The sequence below is a fragment of the Phytopseudomonas daroniae genome, from assembly GCF_004327275.1.
In the GTDB taxonomy this organism is placed as follows: Bacteria; Pseudomonadota; Gammaproteobacteria; order Pseudomonadales; family Pseudomonadaceae; genus Aquipseudomonas; species Aquipseudomonas daroniae.
Genome location: NZ_QJUJ01000005.1, coordinates 161,996 through 183,583, shown reverse-complemented (window position 1 = coordinate 183,583; position 21,588 = coordinate 161,996). Strand labels below are relative to the sequence as shown.

Annotated in this window: 22 protein-coding genes; 18 read left to right on the top strand and 4 right to left on the bottom strand. The window is 53.5% G+C overall.

Annotation, left to right across the window (positions count from 1 at the left end):
• Positions 1–283: 283 nt before the first annotated feature.
• Entirely contained in the window at positions 284–1,045 is a 762-nt protein-coding gene (locus tag DNK10_RS14230) for a siderophore-interacting protein (protein WP_131192024.1), read from the bottom strand.
• Between the two features lie 4 nt (positions 1,046–1,049).
• Positions 1,050–1,598, bottom strand: a complete 549-nt coding sequence (locus DNK10_RS14225) for a PadR family transcriptional regulator (RefSeq protein WP_131178999.1) — start codon at positions 1,596–1,598, stop codon at positions 1,050–1,052.
• Positions 1,599–1,750: 152 nt separating this feature from the next.
• On the opposite strand from DNK10_RS14225, the gene DNK10_RS14220 reads away from it, so the two are divergent.
• The 4 genes from DNK10_RS14220 to DNK10_RS14205 all read left to right on the top strand — a co-directional run bounded on the left by DNK10_RS14220 (position 1,751) and on the right by DNK10_RS14205 (position 6,080).
• Complete coding sequence (locus DNK10_RS14220; RefSeq protein ID WP_131178998.1) at positions 1,751–2,590, top strand: IclR family transcriptional regulator domain-containing protein; 840 nt, start codon at positions 1,751–1,753, stop codon at positions 2,588–2,590.
• A 302-nt stretch (positions 2,591–2,892) separates the two neighbouring features.
• The gene (locus DNK10_RS14215) at positions 2,893–3,711 is read left to right on the top strand and encodes an SDR family oxidoreductase (RefSeq protein WP_131192023.1); all 819 of its coding nucleotides are present in this window, start codon (positions 2,893–2,895) and stop codon (positions 3,709–3,711) included.
• Between the two features lie 536 nt (positions 3,712–4,247).
• A complete protein-coding gene (locus DNK10_RS14210) occupies positions 4,248–5,420 on the top strand; it encodes an MFS transporter (protein ID WP_131192022.1) in 1,173 nt (390 codons plus the stop codon).
• A gap of 231 nt (positions 5,421–5,651) precedes the next feature.
• Complete coding sequence (locus DNK10_RS14205; RefSeq protein WP_131192021.1) at positions 5,652–6,080, top strand: hypothetical protein; 429 nt, start codon at positions 5,652–5,654, stop codon at positions 6,078–6,080.
• A 356-nt stretch (positions 6,081–6,436) separates the two neighbouring features.
• Here DNK10_RS14205 and DNK10_RS14200 read toward each other — a convergent pair whose 3' ends face one another.
• The gene (locus tag DNK10_RS14200) at positions 6,437–6,673 is read right to left on the bottom strand and encodes a YheU family protein (protein WP_131178994.1); all 237 of its coding nucleotides are present in this window, start codon (positions 6,671–6,673) and stop codon (positions 6,437–6,439) included.
• 317 nt (positions 6,674–6,990) lie between these two features.
• On the opposite strand from DNK10_RS14200, the gene ihfB reads away from it, so the two are divergent.
• The 5 genes from ihfB to DNK10_RS14175 all read left to right on the top strand — a co-directional run bounded on the left by ihfB (position 6,991) and on the right by DNK10_RS14175 (position 11,407).
• Positions 6,991–7,290, top strand: a complete 300-nt coding sequence (gene ihfB / locus DNK10_RS14195) for an integration host factor subunit beta (RefSeq protein WP_131178993.1) — start codon at positions 6,991–6,993, stop codon at positions 7,288–7,290.
• 115 nt (positions 7,291–7,405) lie between these two features.
• Entirely contained in the window at positions 7,406–7,684 is a 279-nt protein-coding gene (locus DNK10_RS14190; RefSeq protein ID WP_131192020.1) for a type II toxin-antitoxin system RelE/ParE family toxin, read from the top strand.
• Complete coding sequence (locus DNK10_RS14185) at positions 7,684–7,971, top strand: HigA family addiction module antitoxin (protein WP_131192019.1); 288 nt, start codon at positions 7,684–7,686, stop codon at positions 7,969–7,971. The genes DNK10_RS14190 and DNK10_RS14185 overlap by 1 nt, the downstream gene beginning before the upstream one ends.
• A gap of 517 nt (positions 7,972–8,488) precedes the next feature.
• Complete coding sequence (locus DNK10_RS14180; protein WP_131192018.1) at positions 8,489–9,625, top strand: hypothetical protein; 1,137 nt, start codon at positions 8,489–8,491, stop codon at positions 9,623–9,625.
• Positions 9,626–9,868: 243 nt separating this feature from the next.
• The gene (locus DNK10_RS14175; RefSeq protein ID WP_131192017.1) at positions 9,869–11,407 is read left to right on the top strand and encodes an MBL fold metallo-hydrolase RNA specificity domain-containing protein; all 1,539 of its coding nucleotides are present in this window, start codon (positions 9,869–9,871) and stop codon (positions 11,405–11,407) included.
• Between the two features lie 120 nt (positions 11,408–11,527).
• Here the strand turns inward: DNK10_RS14175 and DNK10_RS25895 are convergent, their stop codons facing one another.
• Positions 11,528–11,704 carry a type II toxin-antitoxin system RelE family toxin gene (locus tag DNK10_RS25895; protein ID WP_165495990.1) on the bottom strand — a complete coding sequence of 59 codons (177 nt, stop codon included), beginning with the start codon at positions 11,702–11,704 and terminating at the stop codon, positions 11,528–11,530.
• 201 nt (positions 11,705–11,905) lie between these two features.
• Between DNK10_RS25895 and DNK10_RS14170 the strand changes: the two genes are divergently transcribed.
• The 9 genes from DNK10_RS14170 to DNK10_RS26405 all read left to right on the top strand — a co-directional run bounded on the left by DNK10_RS14170 (position 11,906) and on the right by DNK10_RS26405 (position 21,588).
• Entirely contained in the window at positions 11,906–12,157 is a 252-nt protein-coding gene (locus tag DNK10_RS14170) for a hypothetical protein (protein WP_131192016.1), read from the top strand.
• Complete coding sequence (locus DNK10_RS14165; RefSeq protein ID WP_131192015.1) at positions 12,154–12,885, top strand: Fic/DOC family protein; 732 nt, start codon at positions 12,154–12,156, stop codon at positions 12,883–12,885. The genes DNK10_RS14170 and DNK10_RS14165 overlap by 4 nt, the downstream gene beginning before the upstream one ends.
• Positions 12,886–14,033: 1,148 nt before the next feature.
• Positions 14,034–15,302 carry a Wzz/FepE/Etk N-terminal domain-containing protein gene (locus DNK10_RS14160; protein WP_131192014.1) on the top strand — a complete coding sequence of 423 codons (1,269 nt, stop codon included), beginning with the start codon at positions 14,034–14,036 and terminating at the stop codon, positions 15,300–15,302.
• Positions 15,303–15,306: 4 nt separating this feature from the next.
• Entirely contained in the window at positions 15,307–15,798 is a 492-nt protein-coding gene (locus tag DNK10_RS14155) for a hypothetical protein (protein ID WP_131192013.1), read from the top strand.
• 21 nt (positions 15,799–15,819) lie between these two features.
• On the top strand, positions 15,820–17,097 hold the full coding sequence (gene tviB / locus DNK10_RS14150) for a Vi polysaccharide biosynthesis UDP-N-acetylglucosamine C-6 dehydrogenase TviB (protein ID WP_131192012.1): 1,278 nt from the start codon (positions 15,820–15,822) through the stop codon (positions 17,095–17,097).
• A gap of 12 nt (positions 17,098–17,109) precedes the next feature.
• Positions 17,110–18,153: an SDR family oxidoreductase gene (locus DNK10_RS14145; protein WP_131192011.1), complete on the top strand. Its 1,044-nt coding sequence runs from the start codon at positions 17,110–17,112 to the stop codon at positions 18,151–18,153.
• Between the two features lie 33 nt (positions 18,154–18,186).
• Positions 18,187–19,665, top strand: coding sequence for a lipopolysaccharide biosynthesis protein (locus tag DNK10_RS14140; RefSeq protein WP_131192010.1), 1,479 nt, complete (start codon positions 18,187–18,189; stop codon positions 19,663–19,665).
• Positions 19,662–21,035, top strand: coding sequence for an O-antigen polysaccharide polymerase Wzy (gene wzy / locus DNK10_RS14135; RefSeq protein WP_131192009.1), 1,374 nt, complete (start codon positions 19,662–19,664; stop codon positions 21,033–21,035). Before DNK10_RS14140 ends, wzy begins: the two co-directional genes overlap by 4 nt.
• The gene (locus DNK10_RS26405; RefSeq protein ID WP_131192008.1) at positions 21,022–21,588 is read left to right on the top strand and encodes an acyltransferase; all 567 of its coding nucleotides are present in this window, start codon (positions 21,022–21,024) and stop codon (positions 21,586–21,588) included. Before wzy ends, DNK10_RS26405 begins: the two co-directional genes overlap by 14 nt.

Genomic DNA, 21,588 nt, shown 5'->3' with positions numbered 1-21,588 from the left:
GCCTGAACGCCTCGCCTCGTGCGGGCGTTTTGCGTTTGGGCGCGCAATGATGCGCACTTTCTTGCGGCGGATTACGCCTTCGGTTAATACGCCCTACGAACGTTGAACATCCAGCTACCATCGGCGTTGAATGGCTTGGTGGGTCGGTGAAGCGTGACCCACCCTACATCCAGGATTTTCGCCTCACGTAGGGGGGGCGGGGCGCGTAGCTGACGCCTTTTTCATCCACCCTGGGCGCGGTGGCCGTTCGGGCTGACAAGCTTCGCGTTGTCCACGGTTCGTATCAGTCATCATCTCGCCGCCAGTAGCCCGCTGCCTTGATGCGCTCCTCATCGATACCATGCCGTTCGATCAGCACGCGGCGTACCTTGCGGGATTGATTGGCTTCGCAGGCGACCCAGGCATACAGCTCACCTTCCGGCTTCGCCAGATCGCTCGTGACATCGACCAGGCTGCGGTCGCCGCGAATCAGCCAGTGCAGATCGACACTGGCCGCGCTCGACAGCTGCTGCTTCTCGGCCTCGTTGTCGATCTCTATCAGCACCGTCGCCGTGCGCCCCGGTGCCAGCTCTTCCAGCCAGCGGCCGATGGCGGGCAGGGCGGTTTCGTCGCCGATCAGCAGGTAGGCATCGAAAATATCCGGCACCACCAGGGAGCTGCGTGGGCCAGCGATGTACAACTGCTGCCCCTGTTGCGCCTGGCTCGCCCAGGTCGCCGCCGGGCCGTCGCCATGCAGCACGAAGTCCACGTCCAGTTCACCGCGCTGCGCGTCATGGCGGCGTGGGGTGTAGTCGCGCATCACCGGGCGTTCGCCTTCGCGGCCCGCCAGGAAGTCGTCGAGGCGGCGTTGTTCTTCTTCGTTGCGGGCGAACAGCAGCTTGATATGGTCATCGGCGGCCGCGGAAACAAAGCCCTGTAGCGCCTCGCCGGTAAAGGTCACCCGGCGCATGCGCGGCGTGATGTCAGCCACCCGAGCGACCGTCAGGCAGCGCCGGACGATGTGGTGCATGACGCGTTCCACGGTGGTTTTGGGCGTTGAACTCATGGGGTTACTCCTGTTCGTGACCGGTACTGATGGCCGTAGCGGCTGCATTGAGCACGGCGCACACGCGGGCGATCTCGCTGTCGCTCCAGCGTCCGTGATGCATCTTCAAGGCGTGGCGCAGGTTGGCCACGGCCTCGTGCACAGCCGGCGGCCTTTCGTGCCCGCGCAAGGCGTGTTTGCTCAGCTCGATGCGGGTTTTCACGCCATCGAGCGCCACCTGCTGATCTTGTAGCCACTGTGTGCCAGCGGCGCTGATGCAATAGGACTTCTTGCCACCGTCAGGGCTGCTGGAGATCAACTCGCTTTCTTCAAGAAAGGTGAGGGTGGGGTAAATCACGCCTGGGCTCGGGCTATAACTGCCGTCGAATAGCGCTTCGATGCGGCGAATCAGGTCGTAACCATGGCTCGGTGTTTCGGCGATCAGGGCCAGCAGCAGGAGCTTCAGGTCGCCTGGGGCGAAGATGCGCGGGCCGCGTTCACGGCCGCGGTGACGATGGCCATCAAGATCGGCTGACGGGTGACGGGTGTCTCGGAGGGGATCTGTATTTTTCATAAGCACCGTAAGTAGGTATTTAAGAATAGATCGTAAGATATATCTTTTTTCCGCAAATGCAAGTCCCTATCGGAGATCGCCGCATGCTATCTTGCGATTATCGAACTGTGGTTCGATAATCGCTCACATTGCCTGGACGAGTTGATAGCCCCATGACCGAATCCCGCTCTCTGCCAAGCCCAATGGCACCGCCGATCATCGCTTCGCCGGCGAAGCGTATCGAAGCCTTTACCGGTGACCCGAACTTCATGACATCCCTGGCGCGCGGGCTGGCGGTCATTCATGCCTTCCAGGAGCGCAAGCGCCACCTGACCATCGCGCAGATCAGCCACCGTACTGAGATTCCCCGCGCCGCCGTGCGGCGTTGTCTGCACACGCTGATGAAGCTGGGCTACGTGACCACCGACGGGCGCGTCTATTCATTGCTACCCAAGGTGCTGACGCTGGGCCATGCGTACCTGTCCTCGACACCCATGGCGGTCACGGCCCAACCGATCCTCGATCGCCTCAGCGAACAACTGCACGAGGCCTGTTCCATGGCCACGCTGGAGGGTGATGAGATTCTCTATATCGCCCGTTCAGCTACGCCGCAGCGGCTGATCTCCGTTGACCTGAGCGTGGGTAGCCGTTTGCCGGCCTACTGCACCTCCATGGGCCGCATCCTTCTCGCGGCGCTGGACGATGCGGCGCTCGATGACTACCTGAGCCACGCCGACCTGCAGGTAAAGACCAGCCGCACGTTGCATACGCCTGAAGACTTGCGCGCCAACATCGAGGAGATTCGCCGTCAGGGCTGGGTCATCATCGATCAGGAGCTGGAAGTCAGCCTGCGTTCCATCGCGGTACCGCTCAAGGATTCCGCCGGCCAGGTGCTGGCGGCGCTCAACGTTGGCACCCACGTGGGGCGCGTCTCACGACAGGAACTGGAAAATCGCTTCCTGCCGATCCTGCTGGAAGCCAGCCATGAATTGAGCACGCGATTGTTCCAGTAGGCTTTTGATCCTCACCCGCAGGATGGGTCGAGGAGCGCAGCGACGATACCCATCAGGGGCTGACACTCACCCAGGTTCTGTGGCATTGGCTCCCCAACCCCCCCAACCCCCCAACCCATGGCTGACAGGCCGTAGCCTGGGTGGCGCGAAGCGATACCCGAGAGATAACCGCTGAACCAGCCATTGCTCCGCCATACCCAGCCCGCGGTTTGCCCATTCAACAAGCTGATGATGGCTGGGCCAGGCCCGCTGCTTCGCTACACTCGGCCTGTCTTTCATTGGCCAGCAAGGGCGGGTTGCGTATGCACAATCGCATGATGATCACCGGTGCCGGATCCGGCTTGGGGCGTGAGATCGCGCTGCGCTGGGCACGTGAGGGCTGGCACCTGGCGCTGTCGGACGTCAACGATGCGGGGCTTGCCGAAACCCTGCGCCTGGTGCGCGAAGCGGGTGGGGAAGGGTTCACCCTGCGCTGCGACGTGCGCGATTACAGCCAACTGACGGCTTTCGCGCAGGCCTGCGAAGAGAAGCTGGGCGGCATCGACGTTATCGTCAATAACGCTGGCGTTGCCTCTGGCGGTTTTTTCTCGGAGTTGTCGCTGGAGGATTGGGACTGGCAACTGGCGATCAATCTCATGGGTGTGGTCAAGGGCTGCAAGGCTTTTCTGCCGCTGCTCGAGCGCAGCCAGGGGCGCATCGTCAACATCGCTTCGATGGCGGCGTTGATGCAGGGGCCAGGCATGAGCAACTACAACGTCGCCAAGGCGGGTGTGGTGGCGCTGTCGGAGAGCCTGCTGGTCGAGCTCAAGCCGCTGCAGGTCGGTGTGCACGTGGTTTGCCCGTCGTTCTTCCAGACCAATCTGCTCGATTCCTTCCGCGGCCCCACGCCAGCGATGAAGGCCCAGGTCGGCAAGTTACTGGAGAGTTCACCTATCAGTGCCGAATTCATCGCCGACTACATCTTCCAGGCGGTGGCCGAAGGGCAATTCATGATTCTGCCCCACGAGCAGGGCCGCCAGGCCTGGGCGCTCAAGCAGAAGAGTCCACAGCTGCTCTATGACGAAATGACGGTCATGTGCGAGAAGATGCGCGCCAAGGCAGCCAATCACCGCGAGCCGTGAAGGCACCACGCACCGCGTAGGAGCGTCGCCCCGGCGTGAATAGATTGCCGTCTCGCCGCGATACCGGTGTCGTTCATCCCATTCGCCGCGAGGGCGCGGCTCCCACACGTAAGAACCTGTTCACGACCTTTCGAGCAATGACAGCAGAAAGGCGGAAGCAGCCGGTCGGTGACCCGCGTTGAACCATGGATCACGGCTACGTTCTACGGTCTTAAAGGCGTAAGAGGCCATTTGTGGGTGGACGACGCTTCATCCGTCCACCGCTCTGCAATCGCGATGCTGGATGAAAAGAGCGTCAGCTACGCGCCCCGATCCACCCTACGTCTGCTTGCGCCACATTGCCGCCGATCTATAGGGATACGGCTTCCTGTTTGCCAAGTGCACAAAGATCGTGAACAGGTTCTAAGCACCAGCCACCTCGTAGGGGCGTCGCCCCGGCGCGAACAGATGAAGCCCACCTACCAGGCTTGCTCTGAGCAAGGTCTGCCGGTAGGGTTGCCTCCTTGGCTAACCTGGCCACCTGATCAGGATCTCTCGTGAAACCCGTCTCTCGCGCTTTGTTGCTGTTGGCTCTAGTGGCTGCAGCGGTGAATCTGCGCCCTGGCATTACCTCGCTGGCGCCCCTTATCGATCGTATCGCTCAGGAGCTGTCCCTGAGCCGCGGCTTTATCAGCCTCACCACCGCGCTGCCGGTGCTGTGCATGGGCTTGCTGGCGCCGCTGGCCCCACGTCTGGCGGTCAAGCTCGGGCTGGAGCGCACCATTACCCTGTGCCTGGGCACCATTACCCTGGCGCTGGCATTGCGCCTGATCGGCCACTCCAGCGTGATACTGGTTGGCAGCGCTGTGCTGCTGGGCGCCGCGATTGCTATCGCCGGGCCGCTGCTGTCGGGGTTCATCAAGCGCCATTTCATTGGGCGCATGGGGCAGGTGCTCGCCTGGTATTCGCTGAGCATGGCCATAGGCGGAGCAGTCGGGGTGGTGCTGACCATGCCGGTTGCGCAATTGTTCGCTGGTGACTGGAGCTACGGCTTGGCCATCTGGGCGTTGCCTGCTGCGCTGGCGGTGGCGATCTGGTGTTACCTGCCCAAGCAGCGGGTCGAGCCGCTGAGCAGCGAAGATGCCTCCGCCGGCTTGCCCTGGCGCGAACCGAGGGCCTGGTTGATCAGCATCTACTTCGCCCTGCAGGCCGGTTTGTTCTACGCGATTGCGACCTGGACAGTGGCGCGCTACCAGGAAGCCGGCCTGTCGGCCATCCACAGCAACACGCTATTCAGCCTGGCGATGTTGATGGGCCTGCCGAGTTCTTTCCTGTTGCCGTGGCTGGTACAGCGCGTCAGCAATCATTACCTGCTGATGGTCGCTTGCGGCTCCATGACGCTCATCAGCCTGAGCATGATCACCTTCCTGCCCACCTTCGTGCCCGAGCTCTGGGCGCTGACATTGGGGTTCGGCATGAGTGGCTCATTCGCCCTGTCGCTGCTGCTGCCGATCTACGAAGCGGGCTCGCCCATGGCCGTAAGCCGCTGGACGGCGATGATGCTGGGCACTGGTTACAGCGTGGCTTGCCTGACGCCAGTGCTCAGCGGCCTGGCCCGGGACGTGGCTGGTACCTACCAGGTGCCTTTCATGGTGCTGACCAGCATGGCGGCGGTAATGGTGCTGCTGGCCTGGTCGATGCGCAAAGGCCCACGCCGCCCCAACACCTAGGATGGGTGCAGGAGCGCAGCGACTATTCCATCGCAAGTATCTCGAAAATTTGATGGGTATCGCTTTGTTCAATCGCATCCTGCGTAACACTCCGGCTCAGTAGGATGGAGCGGGTCGCGTAGGTTGAGGAGCGAAGCGACGACACCCATCACAGCCAGCTCACGGGGCCTCAGAGTTCCCCTGAATCACCCGGTATGATAGAAGGCAGCCAGTTTTTTGCGGAGTGACCCCGTGGAATCGGAATCCATCGTCTATGGCAGCATTCGTGACTGGCCATCGGACAGCCCATCGGAGAGCCGCTTGCGCCGCCTGCTCAACCAGCAGGTGCTCGAAGCCTTGCCGGCTGGCGATGCCTGGCCGTTCCTCGGGCGCGAGATGTTTTCCTGCTGCCAGCGGCCGGGCGGCGGTTTGTACCAGACCCAGGTCATCCACTTCGGCGCGAGTTACCAGACCATCGAATACGAATGGAAGCTCTGGGTCGCCGAGTTCGAAGGCCTGCTCAAACGCCTTTACTGGGCCAGTGCCGTGGTGCACCTGGAGACTGAATTGAACGGCACCCATACCTTCCGCTGGGAATCGGACAACGGTCTGCACAGCCCCCATGACGGCGCCTTGCGCGTGCGTTGTGCCTGGGAAAGAGAAGGCAGCCTGCGCGGTTAGCCATCCCGTAGGCGCTGCCCTCGGCGCGAACGGGATTGCAGCCATTCCACACATGCCCAGCGCTGCCACCATTCGCTGCGGGGCGCGCCTCCTACATACGTGAAAATCCTCACCTGTAGGAGCCCGCTTGCGGGCGATGCGACAGTGGCCTTACCGCATAATCTGTGTCAGCCGCACGATTCGCCCGCAAGGCTAGGCGCCCCCGCGGCTACACTATCGAGGTGCCTGCGAGGTGGCGCCCGATGCAAATCGTGGAGGAGCGCCGCCCCAGCGCGAAGCGATTGCAACATGACCGCTATATCGCGACGTTCGCGCTATTCGCGCGGGGCGCGGCTTGCACATAGCGGGCGCAGCAGTTATTCATCCTCCACCAGCCACTCTTTCGGCACATCGCGCTTGAGCGCCAACTGGCATTGCTGGCTCTCCGGGTCGAATACGATCACCGCTTCGCCCTTATCCAGCGCACGGCGCACGCGGATGACCCGAGTTTCCAGCGGTGTTTCGTCGCCATTGTCGGTGCCGTCACGGGTGACGAAATCCTCGATCAGGCGGGTAAGGGTCTCTGCTTCAAGCAGATGGGCGGGAATCAGCACGGTTTTCTCCTGAGGCGCTCGCGGCCTCTGACCATCAAATGCGTTAGCCCTGTTGGACGGCGCTTGTGCGGTTTTGATCACCTCTTTCGCACATCAGTAAGTCGGGCAGGGCGCGTATAACCCGCGCAAACCACCCGAGAAAGCAACATGCCTGCCCATACAACGACTTACGTTCATCCGTTGGAATCTGCCATGGCCGTTTCAGGAACCGAACCACATTTTCCGGGTTGGTGGTTTTTTAGGCTGTTCAAAAGCTGATCAGCGTGCTACAACCATTCCATCGAGTGACATAGCCGCTTGAAAACGAAGGGAAAAGTATGACCAAGTCGGAGTTGATCGAAAGAATCGTCACCCATCAAGGACAGCTTTCAAACAAAGATGTCGAGCTGGCCATCAAGACCATGCTGGAACAGATGTCCCAGGCGCTGGCGACTGGCGATCGCATCGAGATCCGTGGTTTCGGTAGTTTTTCCCTTCACTACCGTGCGCCTCGCGTTGGTCGCAACCCCAAGACCGGCCAGTCCGTACGCCTGGATGGCAAGTTCGTCCCGCACTTCAAGCCCGGCAAGGAACTACGCGACCGGGTGAATGAAGACGAAGAGCTACCTACTATCTAAGCTCCTGAGCTTGGGCTTTGCAGCAAGCCTCACTTTGATTAGCGGTTGCATTGGTAGCGAAGCGCAGGAGAATCCTATAATTGTTGCGTGTTGCGCAGCATGCTAGGATCTCGCAATGATCAAGTCTTTCCAGCACAAAGGGTTGCGCAGACTCTTCGAAACGGGCAGCACGGTAGGCGTACAGCCGGCCCATGCCAAGCGGCTACGGATGCAGCTTGCAGCTCTGGATACGGCCATGACGATTGACGACATGGATATTCCTGGCTTTCGGCTGCACCCGCTCAAGGGGGAAATGCGTGGGCGCTGGTCGATCATGGTGAACGGCAACTGGCGCCTGACGTTCGAGTTTCGCGACGGAAATGCTTATGTTCTAGGCTATGAGGATTACCACTAATGAGCATGCATAACCCTCCCCATCCTGGTGAGTTCATCACCGATATCTATCTGGAGCCGAATGGCTTCAGCGGTCGCGAGTTGGCAGAAAAACTAGGTGTAGCCCCCTCGACTCTAAGCCGTGTCTTGAAGGGCAGCAGCCGGGTTACTCCAGAAATGGCTCTACGCCTGTCGGTAGCACTTGGCCGTTCGCCTGAGAGTTGGCTGGCTATGCAGGATGCTTACGATCTCTGGAACGCTCGACAGCGTGTGAATTTGCAGGCGATAGGTAAGCTGGCTTTCGTCTGAGGCAGCACGTTATAGCCACTTTTCACCCAGGAATACCTAGTTAGACCGTAGCCTGGACTAGCCGAAGGCGTAATCCGGGAGCTGTGTCAGCCACGACCTATTCTGCCGCACGTTTTATTTAGTATGTGCTTTCTAAGACGCTGTTCACGATCTGCTGCGTTCCGCCAGCAGACGTAACATGTTCGACTGCAAGAAGGCGAAAACAGCCGCTCGTAGGATGGGTGAAACCCATCGGAAATTGATGGGTTTCACCCATCCTACGGGCTCGATGATCCGCGTTAAACGAAGGATCAGGCCTTCGGCCCCGGATTACGCCTGCGGCTAATCCAGGCTACGTTCGGGCCACGACCTGCAGGTTGGGTCGGGGCGCGTAGCCTAGCCGCAGGCGTAATCCGACATTTGGCCGGCACATCCAATACAGTTTTTTGAGCGGCCGCTAATGCCTTGTAACGTTCTCTTGATTTCGGCTCGCGAGATCGTGAACAGGTTCTAATCCTTTACGCGGACAGGAGCCATGATGACTGCCATTGCCCACAATGCGATACCCTCGCCAACAGCCGCCCACGCTCCCAAGCCATTTCTCAAACGAATGCTGGCCCACTGGGGGGCACTGGTCTGGCTGCTTGGCTTCCTAGGGCTGTTAGCGGGCTTCGCTAGCCTTTTCTGCTATACCCAGGCCATTGGTCGTACTGATCTCTTTCAAGCTGCCGCGGCGCATCAGTCCATGCTGTTTGTATGGCTGGGCTCTGTAGGGCTGATGACGATATTTTTCATACTTGTTATGGGAACTGCATCGGTGCTCTTTGGCTTGGCTGTTTCGATGCTGAACGGTCACCACAGCTGGCAAAGACGGGCGATTAACCCACTCTTGTTCATTGTCGCTGCCGGGTACGTCTGTTTCGGTGGTCTGATTCTTTGGGCAGCCGATTGGGGCGTCGAATGGGTTGCGGTTGTCGTTAGCCTGATGACTGGCCTGGCCACGTGGCTGTTCTTCCTCATGAGTCGCAATTTGAACGTGCCGATCGTCCGTAGTGCTCGCAGTCCGAAAAAGGGTAAAGCGGTATCGCCTTGGGGGTTACTCTTTTTCATGTACTTGGCATTGCTGGGCGCGGTAGTGGCTGGTGTTTTCCCCGCGCAAATGGTGCTCATGGCTTATCGGGGGGAGGATACCCCCGATGCCGTGGGACAATTGATGCTGATCGCCGTGTTTTCGATGATTCTTGCTCTGCTTCCCGTGTGTGTGTTCTACAAGGCACGAGGGCATTTGGCGCGCCGTATGCGGCTTTGCGTACTCAGTGTGATAGGTGCGCTGCTGGTATATGTGGTGCTGTCACCGGCCACGTTAGGGATGATCACCTATGCCGCTGCCAGCTCCATGGGGGTACGTGACAACACCGTGCGGGCCTATATGCTCACCGACAAAGATGTACTCAGTGAGCTGGATACTGATCAATGGGCTATCCAGCCCAGGCATGAAGGCGCCGCGAGGATCGAGGCTTTCAAACTATTCGGCTTTGGCAGCGTACTGTTACTGTGCCCAGCGAAACTGGTGAAAACCGGACTCAAGGATTGGCCGGACTACTCCGAGCAATGCCTGCTAACCAAAACGCCTCTGGCGCGACTCCTACCCAAGCAAGCAGAACCAGGTTCGTAGGTGGGACAAGGAGCGTAGCGACGATAGCCATCAAAAAGCCCTGCGCGATGGTTCGCTTTGCCCGCTATCGTTCCATGCGCTCCATCTTGCAAAACGAACCCTCTGAAATACCCGTTGTTAAACGGCGGTCGAATCCGCAGCCGCTGTGGCGATTCCCGAGGCCCTAACTGGCATCATCCTCGCCCTCACCGCGGGAGTCGTTTGTATCTCGTTGCTCTATGACCAAAGTTAAAGGATTAACTGATGAACTATCCGCACATCACCCATCACGGTGCCCAGGACGGCGTAACCGGTTCCTGCCACCAACTGGATATCGCGGCGAACAGCAGCGTTCTCATTGACTGTGGCCTTTTCCAGGGCGCCGACGCATCCAGCCATGGTGCTCGAGCCAACCACCAGATCATCGATTTTCCTCTGGATGGTATCCGCGCACTGATCGTCACCCACGTGCATATCGATCACGTGGGCCGCATTCCTTACCTGCTCGCCGCTGGCTTCAAGGGCCCGATCCTGTGCAGCGAGCCCTCCGCCAAGCTGCTGCCCATTGTGCTCGAAGACGCCTTCAAGCTGACCTTCAGCCGCGACCAGAAACAGGTCGAGCGCTATATAAAGGAAGTGCAGCAGCGAATCATCGCGCTGCCATACAACCACTGGTTCACCCTGCACGACAGCGACGGCCTGGTCAGCAAGGTACGTCTGCAGCGCGCCGCCCATATGCTCGGCTCCGCCTATGTCGAGGTGGATCTGCAGTACCACCCCGGTGAGGCCAGCAAACGCATCGTCTTCTCCGGTGACCTCGGTGCGCCCAATGCACCCATCCTCAAACCCTGCATACCGCCACGCCGCGCCGACATCCTGGTGCTGGAAAGCACCTACGGCGACCGCCTGCACGAAGACCGCAGCACCCGCGGCCAGCGCCTGGAGCAGGTCATCGAGCATGCCTTGGCCAACAATGGCACTGTGCTGATTCCCGCGTTCAGTGTCGGCCGCACGCAAGAGCTGCTCTACGAGCTGGAAGACATCATCCACAGCAAGAAGCTCGATGCACGCGCTTCAGGCACCGCCGCAAATACCGAAGCCACCACCGACCAGTCTCCCTCGCCCTCCGGGAAAGGGGCTAGGGGAGAGGGTTGCGATCCAGAGAACCCTCAGGCAGTAGCCCCGGAAACCAACTGGCCCCAGCTCCCCATCATTCTCGACTCACCGCTGGCCAGCCGCTTCACCCAGGCCTACCGCGAGCTGAAAGACTTCTGGAACGACGAAGCCCAGGCCCGCGTGCAATCCGGCAGAAGGCCGCTGGCGTTCGATCAACTGATTACCGTCGACAGCCACGCCGAACACCAGAAGATCCTCAACCACTTGGTGAGCAGCGCCCGGCCAGCCATCGTCATCGCCGGCAACGGCATGTGCTCCAGTGGCCGCATCGTCAACTATCTCAAGGCCATGCTGGGCGACCCCAGGCACGACGTGCTGTTCGTCGGCTACCAGGCCAGAGGTACGCCGGGCCACGCTATTCAACGCTTTGGGCCCGAGAATGGGTATGTGGAGTTCGATGGCCAGCGCTATGACATTCGCGCAGGTGTGGCCAGCATCGGTGGATATTCGGCCCATGCCGATCAGGCGGGGTTGGTCAGTTTTGTGACCGAGATGGAGGAGTGGCCGCAAGAAATACGACTGGTGCATGGAGAGGCGCGGGCGAAAGCCGCCCTGCGACAAGCGTTGCTGAGGCAATACGGCTACGAAGGGGTGAACCTCATCGTTGATGACGCACAACACCCGTAGCCTGGATTAGCCACAGGTGTAATCCGGGGGCTGCATAAAACGCCCAATTGACCAGTCAAAAAAATGGGCGCATTGATGGGTTACACCCATCCTACGACTGCGTTTTATGGGGTAAGGGGATTACTGCTGCTCGATACGCTTTTGAGCGGCCACGTATGCCTCGAAACGCTCCCGCTTACCTGCTGCAATCACCGTTATCAACAATTTGTTATCGATCACCTGATAGACAAGCCGGTAGCCGGCCAAGCGGAGCTTGATCTTGTGGCAGTCGGCCATGCCAGCAAGCTTGTCGGCCACGATGCGGGGCGAGGTCAGGCTTCACACAGCAGGGCCTACGTTTTATGAAGTAGATCAGTGCTGTGCGCGTTGACCCACGCATTGGTCAGTCAAGAACCGCCAGAAGCAAAGTTCGCGGTGTACACAGCCAGTATTGCGTGAGGCCAAATGTTCTCGCCTACGGTCAGATGTTATAATTCGCAAGCAAATGGAGGAGTGGAGATGACTGAAACCGTTGCTATTCGAGTCCGTAAGCTGGCTAGGGAGCATAAGATCACCGCAGAACGCGACGCCGTCAGCCTCATGGCCGTAAATATTACGCGCCTTGCCGGCGACAAGGTCGAACTCGACGGTATTGAGCGGCTGCTGGTCAACCTGAAAAAGAAAGGCGTACTGAGCAAGGCAGAAACACTTGCACTCCAGGGGCGTCACCTTCAGGAAAAAAGACGCTCGAAGAAGAAACTCATTGCATGAGTTTCGACCCGTTCGGCGATTTCGAAACTGCCGGGTATTTGCGAAACCTTCAGGGCTTCAAAGATCCCGTTGAAGTCAAAGAGACTGAACACTTCACCTTCGAACTGAGTATCGAAGAGGCGCTGGCTTACCTGGCCCACAAGAATCTTCTCGATTACAGCGCTGTCCAAGAAACTCATAGGATCCTATTCAATGGGTTCTATCCATGGGCGGGTAAGGATCGAAACGAGCTGGTTCCTGGCCTGGCCGTGTTCAAAGGGCCTCACGATGATCCTCGCAGCACCGTCTTTGAACGGCCTGACTTGATCAAGAGGGCTATCGATTATGCGTTCGAGCTCGCCGCTAACAAGGAAAGGTTCAAGCAAAAGCCCGGCGAAGTCATGGGCCAGTTTGCGTTCGCACATCCTTTTCTGGATGGCAACGGGCGTACCCTCCTGCTGGTTTTCATGGAGCTTTCTTATCGAGCAGGGTTTGCAGTCGATTGGTCTAGAACGAAAAAGGACGACTACCTGCGGGCGTTAAGCGATGAGATTCGAGAACCCGCCAGAGGTCATCTCGATCACTACCTGAAGCCTTTCGTGGTCGGCATCACTAGCCGTGACCAATGGCCAGAGATCATCGGCGGGATTCGTGGTCTTGACGGGCTCGACAAGGATGGCATTACCTACGAAAGCCTGGATAAGCCCGAAATTCAGCAGATCTACACGACATATCGTGGTCGGGTATGAGTCACCAGGCCAAGATTACGCCGGGCTATGCCATGCAGCGAAACCGGGTAAGGATTATGCGGCCGAGTGAATGACGAAGGCGAGTAAGGTCGACACCTACCGCTTGTGCTTGGTCGGCCTGAGCCACGCGAGCCTCTTCGCAGTAATTGATCTCCCCGCAAGTCGTAGCCTGGATTAGCCGAAGGCGTAATCCGGGGAGCGATTTCGACCTCGCCTCCGTCGCCCCCGGCGCGATAACGATGCCGGCCAGCCCGCGAAATCCATGCCGCGCCCGCAATTGCCGCAGGGGTGGTGCCCATTCAGCGCTACCGCGACTCTCCTTGATCTACCAGGGGGCAGCCTCGACACCTTCATCGCTCCCGCCGATTGTCACATAACGTCACGCGGCTCGAGCCAGCTCACTTCCCTGCGATAGAATAAAGCCAGCTACTGTGCAACAGCAGAGCCACCGGCGCGGCGACGCCTCGCACAGCCAAAGCACTCTGCCGTGACCCAACAGGCTGACCATGCGATGTGCCTTCAACTGACTGTCAAAATCCCTTAAGGCCGGAATAAAAGCCTGGCTCAGCCATTTGGAGGACAAGGCGACAAACAATGTGAGATTTACATCACATATCTAGCCCTTTACTCGTCAAGAATGGTTAAAATGCCCAACTTTTAAAGAGGGACATGGTCGAACGAGATTCCTAAGGGCTCATGCCCGGGTTAGCGAACCGACCATGCCGATGCGATCTCAACCATTCCCCTGCAATGGCTGCGATCCTCCGGGAGATAGCACTGCCTGCGCCAAAGCGCGGGCTCAATAGGACTGAAGTGACGGCGATGGTAGTGCCGGATCCCGCGATAACGATGCCCAATCAAGTTATTTCCGCAGCGAATCTTCATTTGCTTACCTGCGTAAGCAGCATGGCATGCCTGTTACCCCATTCATTGGCCCTTGGCCAGTATCCGCGTGATTTTACGATCACCACGGCGCGAATGGAGCATGCCCCCGCCTATGTGCACGCAAGGCTGGATTCCCTTTTTTATGCCTTGTGATTGCCAGCCGTTCTCGGCTGTGGCACTGCACCCATGGTTCCGCGCTTGCCCTGACGCTGACCCCAGTGCAGACCTTTTCCCTCCCGCTTTGAAACAGGATGACTGAGCCCATGTCGCAATCCCCCAACATCCGCCAGCAGAACGATGAAATCGATCTCGGCGAACTCATTCGTGCGCTATGGGCACGCAAGTGGCTCATCGTCGGGGTAACGGCCATTGTCACCTTAATTGCCATCGCCTATGCATCACTGGCGACCAAGTACTACAAGACCCAGAGCGTATTGCGGCCAGTGGCCATGAATGTGCTGGATGAGTTGAATGCTTCCAAAGTTTATAAGCTCACTCCGGATGAAGCCCTGCAGCGCGTAGGTTCCGGCATCAGCTCTTATGAATACCGCCTAGCCTACTACCGTGCCCACCAGGATCTGTTCGGGCCAGACGCCGTCAGCGACGACCAGACCTTCGAACAGGGGCTGAACCAGATCAACGAGAGTTTCGACATTCTGCGGCCCGACCCGAAGAAAAACGACGGTGGCTTTCCTTTTGTCGGTTTGGCGTATACCTATCCTTGGGGAGTGCGTGGCGCAGAGGTGGTTAATGGCTTAATCGAATACGTAGTTCAACAAGAGCGTATCGCCATTGCCAAGGACGTCGAAGTCATCATCCAGAACCGCCTCGCTAAGCTAGAGCAGCGCATCGCAGCAGAGAGGGCTGCTTACCAAGCGGGTAAGAAGACCCAGATCGCCGGATTGGAAGAGGCGGACGAACTCAAGCGTGCGGAGTTGAACGATGAACTTAACGCCCTGCGCAAGCAGCTACGTACTCGCCGTGACAACCGCATCGAACAGTTGAATGAGGCCATTATGATTGCCAAGTCCTTGGGGATCGAAAAGCCCAGTACACCATCCACTTTGGGTGAAACGGCCCAAGCTCCGACATCGGGAAATGTCATTCGTACCGAGGTGAATAATCAACAGTTTCCACTCTACTTTATGGGCAGCGAAGCGCTAGAGGCCGAGCGTGCTGCTTTACAGAAACGCCGCTCCGACGACTTTACCGAGCCACGTATTGCCAAGATTCAGACTGAGCTGCGTTTGTTAGAGCAAAATCGCCAGATCGAGATGCTCAAACACCGCGATGAAGAGGATTTGTTTATTGGCGATTACGCTAAATGGAACAAGGAGGCCGCCGGATTGCGAGCTCTGAATCTTGATCTTTCGAGTTTGCAACTCGTTAATGTTGACCAGCAAGCTGTGTACCCCCGAACTCATATTAAACCAAATGCATTTTTCATTGTGATTTTAGGATTAGCTCTTGGGGCTGCTCTAGGGGGATTAGTAGCCTTGGGTATGATGGTTATCAGCAGAAGGGTGAGTTGAGCAAATGTTTAAAATTAAGTATGAAGGGGGGGATGCACGCATGCGATTTTTAAAGGTGCTAACCGTCTCGCTGATGGCTGCATTGATTTTGGGGTGCGAAGATGAACGTAATGCATCTATAGAAAAGTCAGGCTCAATAGAAACCGAAACTGTAAACAATCGCGTGGTAAGCACCGGAATTTATCTTCCTGGTGGAACCGGATTGGATTTTGGTCGCTACCCGATATCTGATAAAACAAGAAAGAAAAAAGATCAAGGTAAATATAGAGTTGTGATTTATGAGATAGATGAGCGCTACGAGGATGTCGATTCCGCGCTTTCAGAAATTATGCTTGGTGATGGATACCGCAGACGTGTTTCAGAAGATGAAGAGTATGATCTGAAGGTGACCTTTTCTAAGGATAATTCAAATCCTATCTTGGTTAGGTATAAAAGCGTAGTTAAAGATGGGCTTAAAAAGAAGACCCAGATTGTTTTTTGGTGGCTTCTAGATTGATTTAATTTATAAGGCTTTAGTATGAATGTTCTCAGTGAAATAAAAATTGCAGTTATAGGTTTGGGTTATGTAGGGCTGCCTCTGGCAGTGGAGTTTGGCCGTAAGACTAAGGTGGTGGGTTTCGATATAAATCCACAGCGTATCGCGTCACTCAAAGTAGGTTGTGACTCGACACTTGAGGTAAGTCAAGAAGAGTTATCTCAAGCAGACGGTCTGACCTTTACATCAGATGCGGCAGAAATTGCAGGCTGTAATTTCTACATTGTTACAGTTCCTACGCCGATTGATGAGCATAAGAAGCCTGATCTCACACCGCTAATAAAAGCTTCGGAAACGATTGGCAAAGTTCTCAAGGCGCGCGATATAGTGGTATATGAATCGACGGTATATCCTGGCGCAACTGAAGAAGTATGTGTACCTGTCTTGGAAAGAGTTTCACAGCTTAAATTCAATAAGGACTTCTTTGCTGGATATAGCCCGGAGCGGATTAATCCTGGGGATAAAGAACATCGCGTTACAACTATTAAGAAAGTAACGTCAGGGTCAACTTTGGCTGTTGCAAAGTTGGTTGATGCTGTATACAGGGAAATTATTGTTGCAGGTACTCATCTGGCAAGCAGTATCAAGGTAGCAGAGGCTGCAAAAGTTATCGAAAATACCCAGCGTGATCTCAATATTGCGCTGATTAATGAATTGGCACTCATATTTAATAAGCTTGGCATCGATACTGAGGCGGTTCTCGACGCAGCTGGTACTAAATGGAACTTTCTACCATTTCGGCCTGGTCTCGTTGGTGGGCATTGTATTGGCGTAGATCCATATTATCTAACCCATAAGGCCCAAAGTATTGGGTACCATCCCGAAATTATATTGGCTGGGCGCCGTCTCAATGACAGTATGGGAGAGTATGTTGTTTCTCAACTAGTCAAGGCAATGTTGAAAAAGCGTATCCATGTTGAGGGTGCAAGGGTTTTAATAATGGGCTTGACGTTCAAAGAGAACTGCCCCGATCTCAGAAATACAAGAATTGTTGATATAGTTTCTGAGTTAAAAGATTTTAACATTGAGGTAGATGTATACGATCCTTGGGTAAACAAGGAAGAAGCCAAGCATGAGTACGGATTAATTCCTATCGATGAACCTAAAGAAGGTTGCTACGACGGAATAATTTTGGCGGTAGCGCATGAGCAATTTAAGAATCTTGACGCCTCTAAAATTCGAAGTTTCGGGAAGGCTTCGAATATAATTTATGATTTAAAATATATCTTAACAGCTGCTGACTCCGATCTTCGTCTGTGACATAGGTGCGTTATGCGTATAGAAAAAATTCTTAATGACTTAAATGTTGCACCAAAAGTTTGGTTAGTCACAGGTGTCGCGGGATTCATTGGTTCCAATTTGCTTGAGGCTCTGCTTAAGCAGGATCAATATGTTGTAGGGTTGGATAATTTCTCAACAGGCCACAGGAAAAATATAGAAGAAGTAAAGGCAGCAGTAAGCGATGTGCAGTGGAAGCGATTTTCTTTTATTGAAGGAGATATACGTGACAAAGACATTTGCGCCGCGGCTATGAAATTTACAGATGAAGGGATTCATTTATCTGTGGATTTTGTACTTCACCAAGCTGCCTTGGGGTCTGTACCACGTTCAATAAAAGATCCCATTACTACAAATGCTGTGAATATAGATGGCTTTTTAAATATTTTAGATGCTGCAAAAACTGCTGGTATTAAAAGCTTCGTTTACGCTGCCAGTAGCTCTACATATGGTGATCACCCCGCGCTGCCCAAAGTTGAAGATTCGATTGGTAAACCATTATCGCCCTATGCTGTTACGAAGTATGTCAATGAACTCTATGCTGATGTATATTCTAGAGTCTATGGCTTTAAATCAGTAGGGCTACGTTATTTTAACGTCTTTGGTAAACGGCAAGATCCAGACGGCGCTTACGCAGCTGTTATTCCAAAGTGGACTTCCTCCCTGATACAAAACGAAACTGTTTTTGTAAATGGGGACGGTGAGACGAGTAGGGATTTTTGTTTTATCGAGAACGTGATACAGGCAAATATTTTAGCAGCGACAGCCACAGAGTCCTCTGGAGCAAGCCAGGTATATAATGTCGCGGTAGGAGGGCGGACTACTTTAAATAGCCTGTTCGAAATTCTAAAGAACGAACTTTCTTCGTTAGGCGTTCATTCTAAGACTCAATTGACATATCGGGACTTTCGAGAGGGTGACGTTAGACATTCACAGGCTGATATAACTAAGGCAAAAAGAGAGCTTGGCTATGAACCTGAGTTTACTTTGCAAATGGGTATTAAACGCGCTATGCCTTGGTATGTTGCGCAAAATTAATTAACAACTAGAAGGCTACATAGGTGTTGCTCGGTGCATTCTAATAGCAAACATAAAATACTGGGTGCTTTTGTCTGGATGTTTTCAACAGCCATTGGGCAATACTTTTGTCAATTTCTAACACTTGTTATATTGGCTAGGTTATTAACGCCAAGTGATTTTGGAGTAGTTAGCGCAGCGGCAGTATTACTGAGTTTTCTAAAGATATTCTCGGAGATCGGTGTAGGCCCCGCTATAGTACAGCGGGAGGTGTTGAGCAATAGGGATATTCGCACTGCTAAGACGCTTTCGTTCATCCTAGCCCTTCTGCTTTGTGGGCTAATGATGTTTCTTGCGCAGCCTGTTTCAGCTTTCTTCTCGATGCCTGAGTTGAAGGATGTTTTGCAATGTATGGCTTTTCTATTACCGATCGGGAGCCTTTCTGTAGTAGGTATGTCGTTGATGCAAAGGGAAATGGATTTTAAAAAAATCTCTTTAATAAATCTTTTTTCCTATATGCTGGGATATTTCGTTGTTGCAACCCCAATGGCCTTTATGGGTTTTGGTATTTGGTCGTTGGTTTGTGCCTATCTTATACAGTCTCTAAGCCAAACTCTATTCGTGCTTTTAATTGTCAGGCGTGCTCCTGGCTATTCTTTCGACTTGGCATCTTCCAAAAGTATGCTCCACTATGGCGTTGGAATATCACTATCCCGGACTGGGAATTTTTTTGCGAATCAGATCGATAACATCATTGTAGGCCGATACATGGGAGCTGAAGCGCTAGGGCTTTATGGACGTGCCTATCAACTGATGATAATGCCTGCCATGTTGGTGGGAGGTATTGTGGAGAAAATATTATTCCCTGTGATGTCTGAAGCGCAGAATAGAAGTAATGAGTTGTCTGACATTTTTGTAAGGTCATTGGGACTTGTAATTATGTTAGTTCTACCAGTTAGCGTGCTTATTTCAGTATTGGCTGAAGAGATTGTCTGGGTGCTATTGGGAGAACAATGGGTAGCAATTTCATATGCGCTTAGAATTCTAGCGATATCTCTGGTATTCAGAATTTCTTATAAAATATGCGAGCCTCTAGTTCACGCTAAGAGTGCCGTTTATGGAAGGGCCTGGCGTGAGTTTCTATACGCCGCTTTCGTGTTAGTAGGCTGTTGGTTAGGACATTATTGGGGCATCACTGGAGTAGCTTTTGGTGTAGCTGCAGCCGTGTTTTTTCACTTTATTCTTATGATGAATTTAAGCTGCAAAGTTCTTGACTTCTCTATGCGCTGTCTTGTGGGAAAACTTTTGAGGTTTTCCTGTCTGAGCCTTGTTGTAGGAGTATTACTATATTTGATTAAGTATACATTTTTGATATTGGGGTTCTCTCATATAGTTATATTGACTGCCTGTGTACTGTTTTTTATTCTTGTGGTTTTGGTTCTATTCTTTTGGACTCCAGATCTGCTCGGAGATGAAGGGCGACTCATAAAAAGTACTATTGGCTCACGTTTTAAAAAGAAGACAGCTATATGAGTATTGCAAGCGTAGAAGTGCCATCTAAGTTTATTGCTAGATTTTTTTTAAATGCTTCCTTTGTGGTGGTTTCTATATTTTTATTTTGCCTTGCATTTTTTAGTGAGAATTTAGGGCTAACACTTTGGCTTTTTTCGTTGTTCTGTCTTTTTATTGTTCTTAAATATAATGATCGGAGCTTTACCAATCCGCTAGCAATCTTTACGTTATTTTTCTACCCCTACTCTACGTGGTTTGTTTACTACAGCGCTCTAGATGGTGGGGTAAATATACAGGTTCTTAATGAGTCGGTGCTTTTATCATACTTCGGACTTTTAGTTTTTTATCTGGTGGGATGTTTGTTTAGCCTTGATAAGGCTCCCACTGCGGAAGAGGTTGATGCAAGTTTAATCAACTCAAAAGCCGAGTTGTCTGTGAAGTTACTTATATTAATGTCCTCTTCGATCGTGCTTTTGGCAGTCTTTGAAGCCGCTATGTCAGGTGCCTCTAGTAAGAGAGAAGTGATAGAAAGTGCTAGGTCTTTAGGTTCTGTCGCAGACTTTTCTGCAATGATGCTAACTTGCGGTGCGCTGTTGCTCTTTAATTCAAGGGTTAGAATAGAGTTCAGTGATGCAATAAGGAATGGTTTCTTTTTGTTGGCATCTGCCGCTTTGACGGCGGGTTTCCTACTTATGGGAGAGCGTGACTATATTTTTCGTTTGGCTTTTTGTTTAGTTGTGCTTTCTTTCTCGCGGTTTCCTATCGCGAATTTTTTTGTTCTTGCACTAATACTTATTTGCTTGGTTCTCTTGTTGCCTGTGACCCAGGCGGCTAAAGGACTTTTGCTTCCCGGTGCTGATTTTGAGCTGACTTATGACCTGAAATTGATTTTTTATGGTGAGTTTATTTCCGCTTCACGCAATATATACATGCTAATAGAGAATGGGGTCGAGCACGCTTACAGCTTCTTTTGGAGTGATATCGCTCGTGCTTTTGTTCCTTTCGGGGCTAATTACGGTTTTGAATCTACGGGCTCATGGTATAACAACACTTATAGAGTCGAAAATGGATTTTCCGGTACTGCAGGATGGGGGTTCTCATTAATTGCTCAGGGATATTTGATAGATGGTTATGTAGGTGTGGCATTGGTGATGGGTATTGTGTCAAGTGTTCTTCATTACTTTTATGCAAGGAGGGGGTTGTCTAGTTTATGGATGATTTTTTATGTAATGACCTTGTCAACAGCTATCTATTGCATTAGATCTGACTTGGCAAATTTTTTATCGCAAACTTTTAAAGTGGGTGGGCTGTGCATAGTTGTATACTGGTTCTCGTCTTTCATCTTAAGAAAAAAGAGTTCTTCAGAAGGTGTTAGTGATGCGAGGTCGTGATTTGTTTAACATGTCTTATCCCGTAATGAGAGCACTGTCTTTCATTCTTTTTCTTTTCCCTCGTGGGGTTTTAAAACATGCTTGGAGCATGCTGGATATATTTCCTGGGTTTTTAGGTTTAGGTTTGCGATATGTCTTTGCGCTGAGGCTTTGTAAGAGCATTGGGCGTAATGTGTTTTGGGGGCGGTGTGTTGAAATTGTATCGTGGGATAGTCTAGAGCTTGGTAATAATGTGAGCATTCATAAAGATTGCTACATAGATGCAACTGGTGGTGTCAGTATAGGAAGTGATGTATCAATCGCACACTCGAGCTCCATACTAAGTTTTGAACATACGTGGTCTCTGATAGATGTCCCCATTAGATCTAATCCCTGCTCTTATAGTCCTGTAGTTATATGTGAAGACGTTTGGGTTGGATGTGGTTGCAGAATCCTGGCTGGTGTGACGATAAACTCTAGATCGGTGATTGCTGCTGGGGCTGTTGTGACGAAAGATGTTGAGTCCAATACCATAGTAGGCGGCACGCCTGCTAGATTAATTAAGCGGATATAA

Coding starts and splice junctions, on each gene's coding strand:
- DNK10_RS14230 (WP_131192024.1), bottom strand. CDS start 1,045: ATGAGTTCAACGCCCAAAACCACCGTGGAACGCGTCATGCACCACATC.
- DNK10_RS14225 (WP_131178999.1), bottom strand. CDS start 1,598: ATGAAAAATACAGATCCCCTCCGAGACACCCGTCACCCGTCAGCCGAT.
- DNK10_RS14220 (WP_131178998.1), top strand. CDS start 1,751: ATGACCGAATCCCGCTCTCTGCCAAGCCCAATGGCACCGCCGATCATC.
- DNK10_RS14215 (WP_131192023.1), top strand. CDS start 2,893: ATGCACAATCGCATGATGATCACCGGTGCCGGATCCGGCTTGGGGCGT.
- ihfB (WP_131178993.1), top strand. CDS start 6,991: ATGACCAAGTCGGAGTTGATCGAAAGAATCGTCACCCATCAAGGACAG.
- DNK10_RS14190 (WP_131192020.1), top strand. CDS start 7,406: ATGATCAAGTCTTTCCAGCACAAAGGGTTGCGCAGACTCTTCGAAACG.
- DNK10_RS14185 (WP_131192019.1), top strand. CDS start 7,684: ATGAGCATGCATAACCCTCCCCATCCTGGTGAGTTCATCACCGATATC.
- DNK10_RS14180 (WP_131192018.1), top strand. CDS start 8,489: ATGACTGCCATTGCCCACAATGCGATACCCTCGCCAACAGCCGCCCAC.
- DNK10_RS14175 (WP_131192017.1), top strand. CDS start 9,869: ATGAACTATCCGCACATCACCCATCACGGTGCCCAGGACGGCGTAACC.
- DNK10_RS14170 (WP_131192016.1), top strand. CDS start 11,906: ATGACTGAAACCGTTGCTATTCGAGTCCGTAAGCTGGCTAGGGAGCAT.
- DNK10_RS14165 (WP_131192015.1), top strand. CDS start 12,154: ATGAGTTTCGACCCGTTCGGCGATTTCGAAACTGCCGGGTATTTGCGA.
- DNK10_RS14160 (WP_131192014.1), top strand. CDS start 14,034: ATGTCGCAATCCCCCAACATCCGCCAGCAGAACGATGAAATCGATCTC.
- DNK10_RS14155 (WP_131192013.1), top strand. CDS start 15,307: ATGTTTAAAATTAAGTATGAAGGGGGGGATGCACGCATGCGATTTTTA.
- tviB (WP_131192012.1), top strand. CDS start 15,820: ATGAATGTTCTCAGTGAAATAAAAATTGCAGTTATAGGTTTGGGTTAT.
- DNK10_RS14145 (WP_131192011.1), top strand. CDS start 17,110: ATGCGTATAGAAAAAATTCTTAATGACTTAAATGTTGCACCAAAAGTT.
- wzy (WP_131192009.1), top strand. CDS start 19,662: ATGAGTATTGCAAGCGTAGAAGTGCCATCTAAGTTTATTGCTAGATTT.
- DNK10_RS26405 (WP_131192008.1), top strand. CDS start 21,022: ATGCGAGGTCGTGATTTGTTTAACATGTCTTATCCCGTAATGAGAGCA.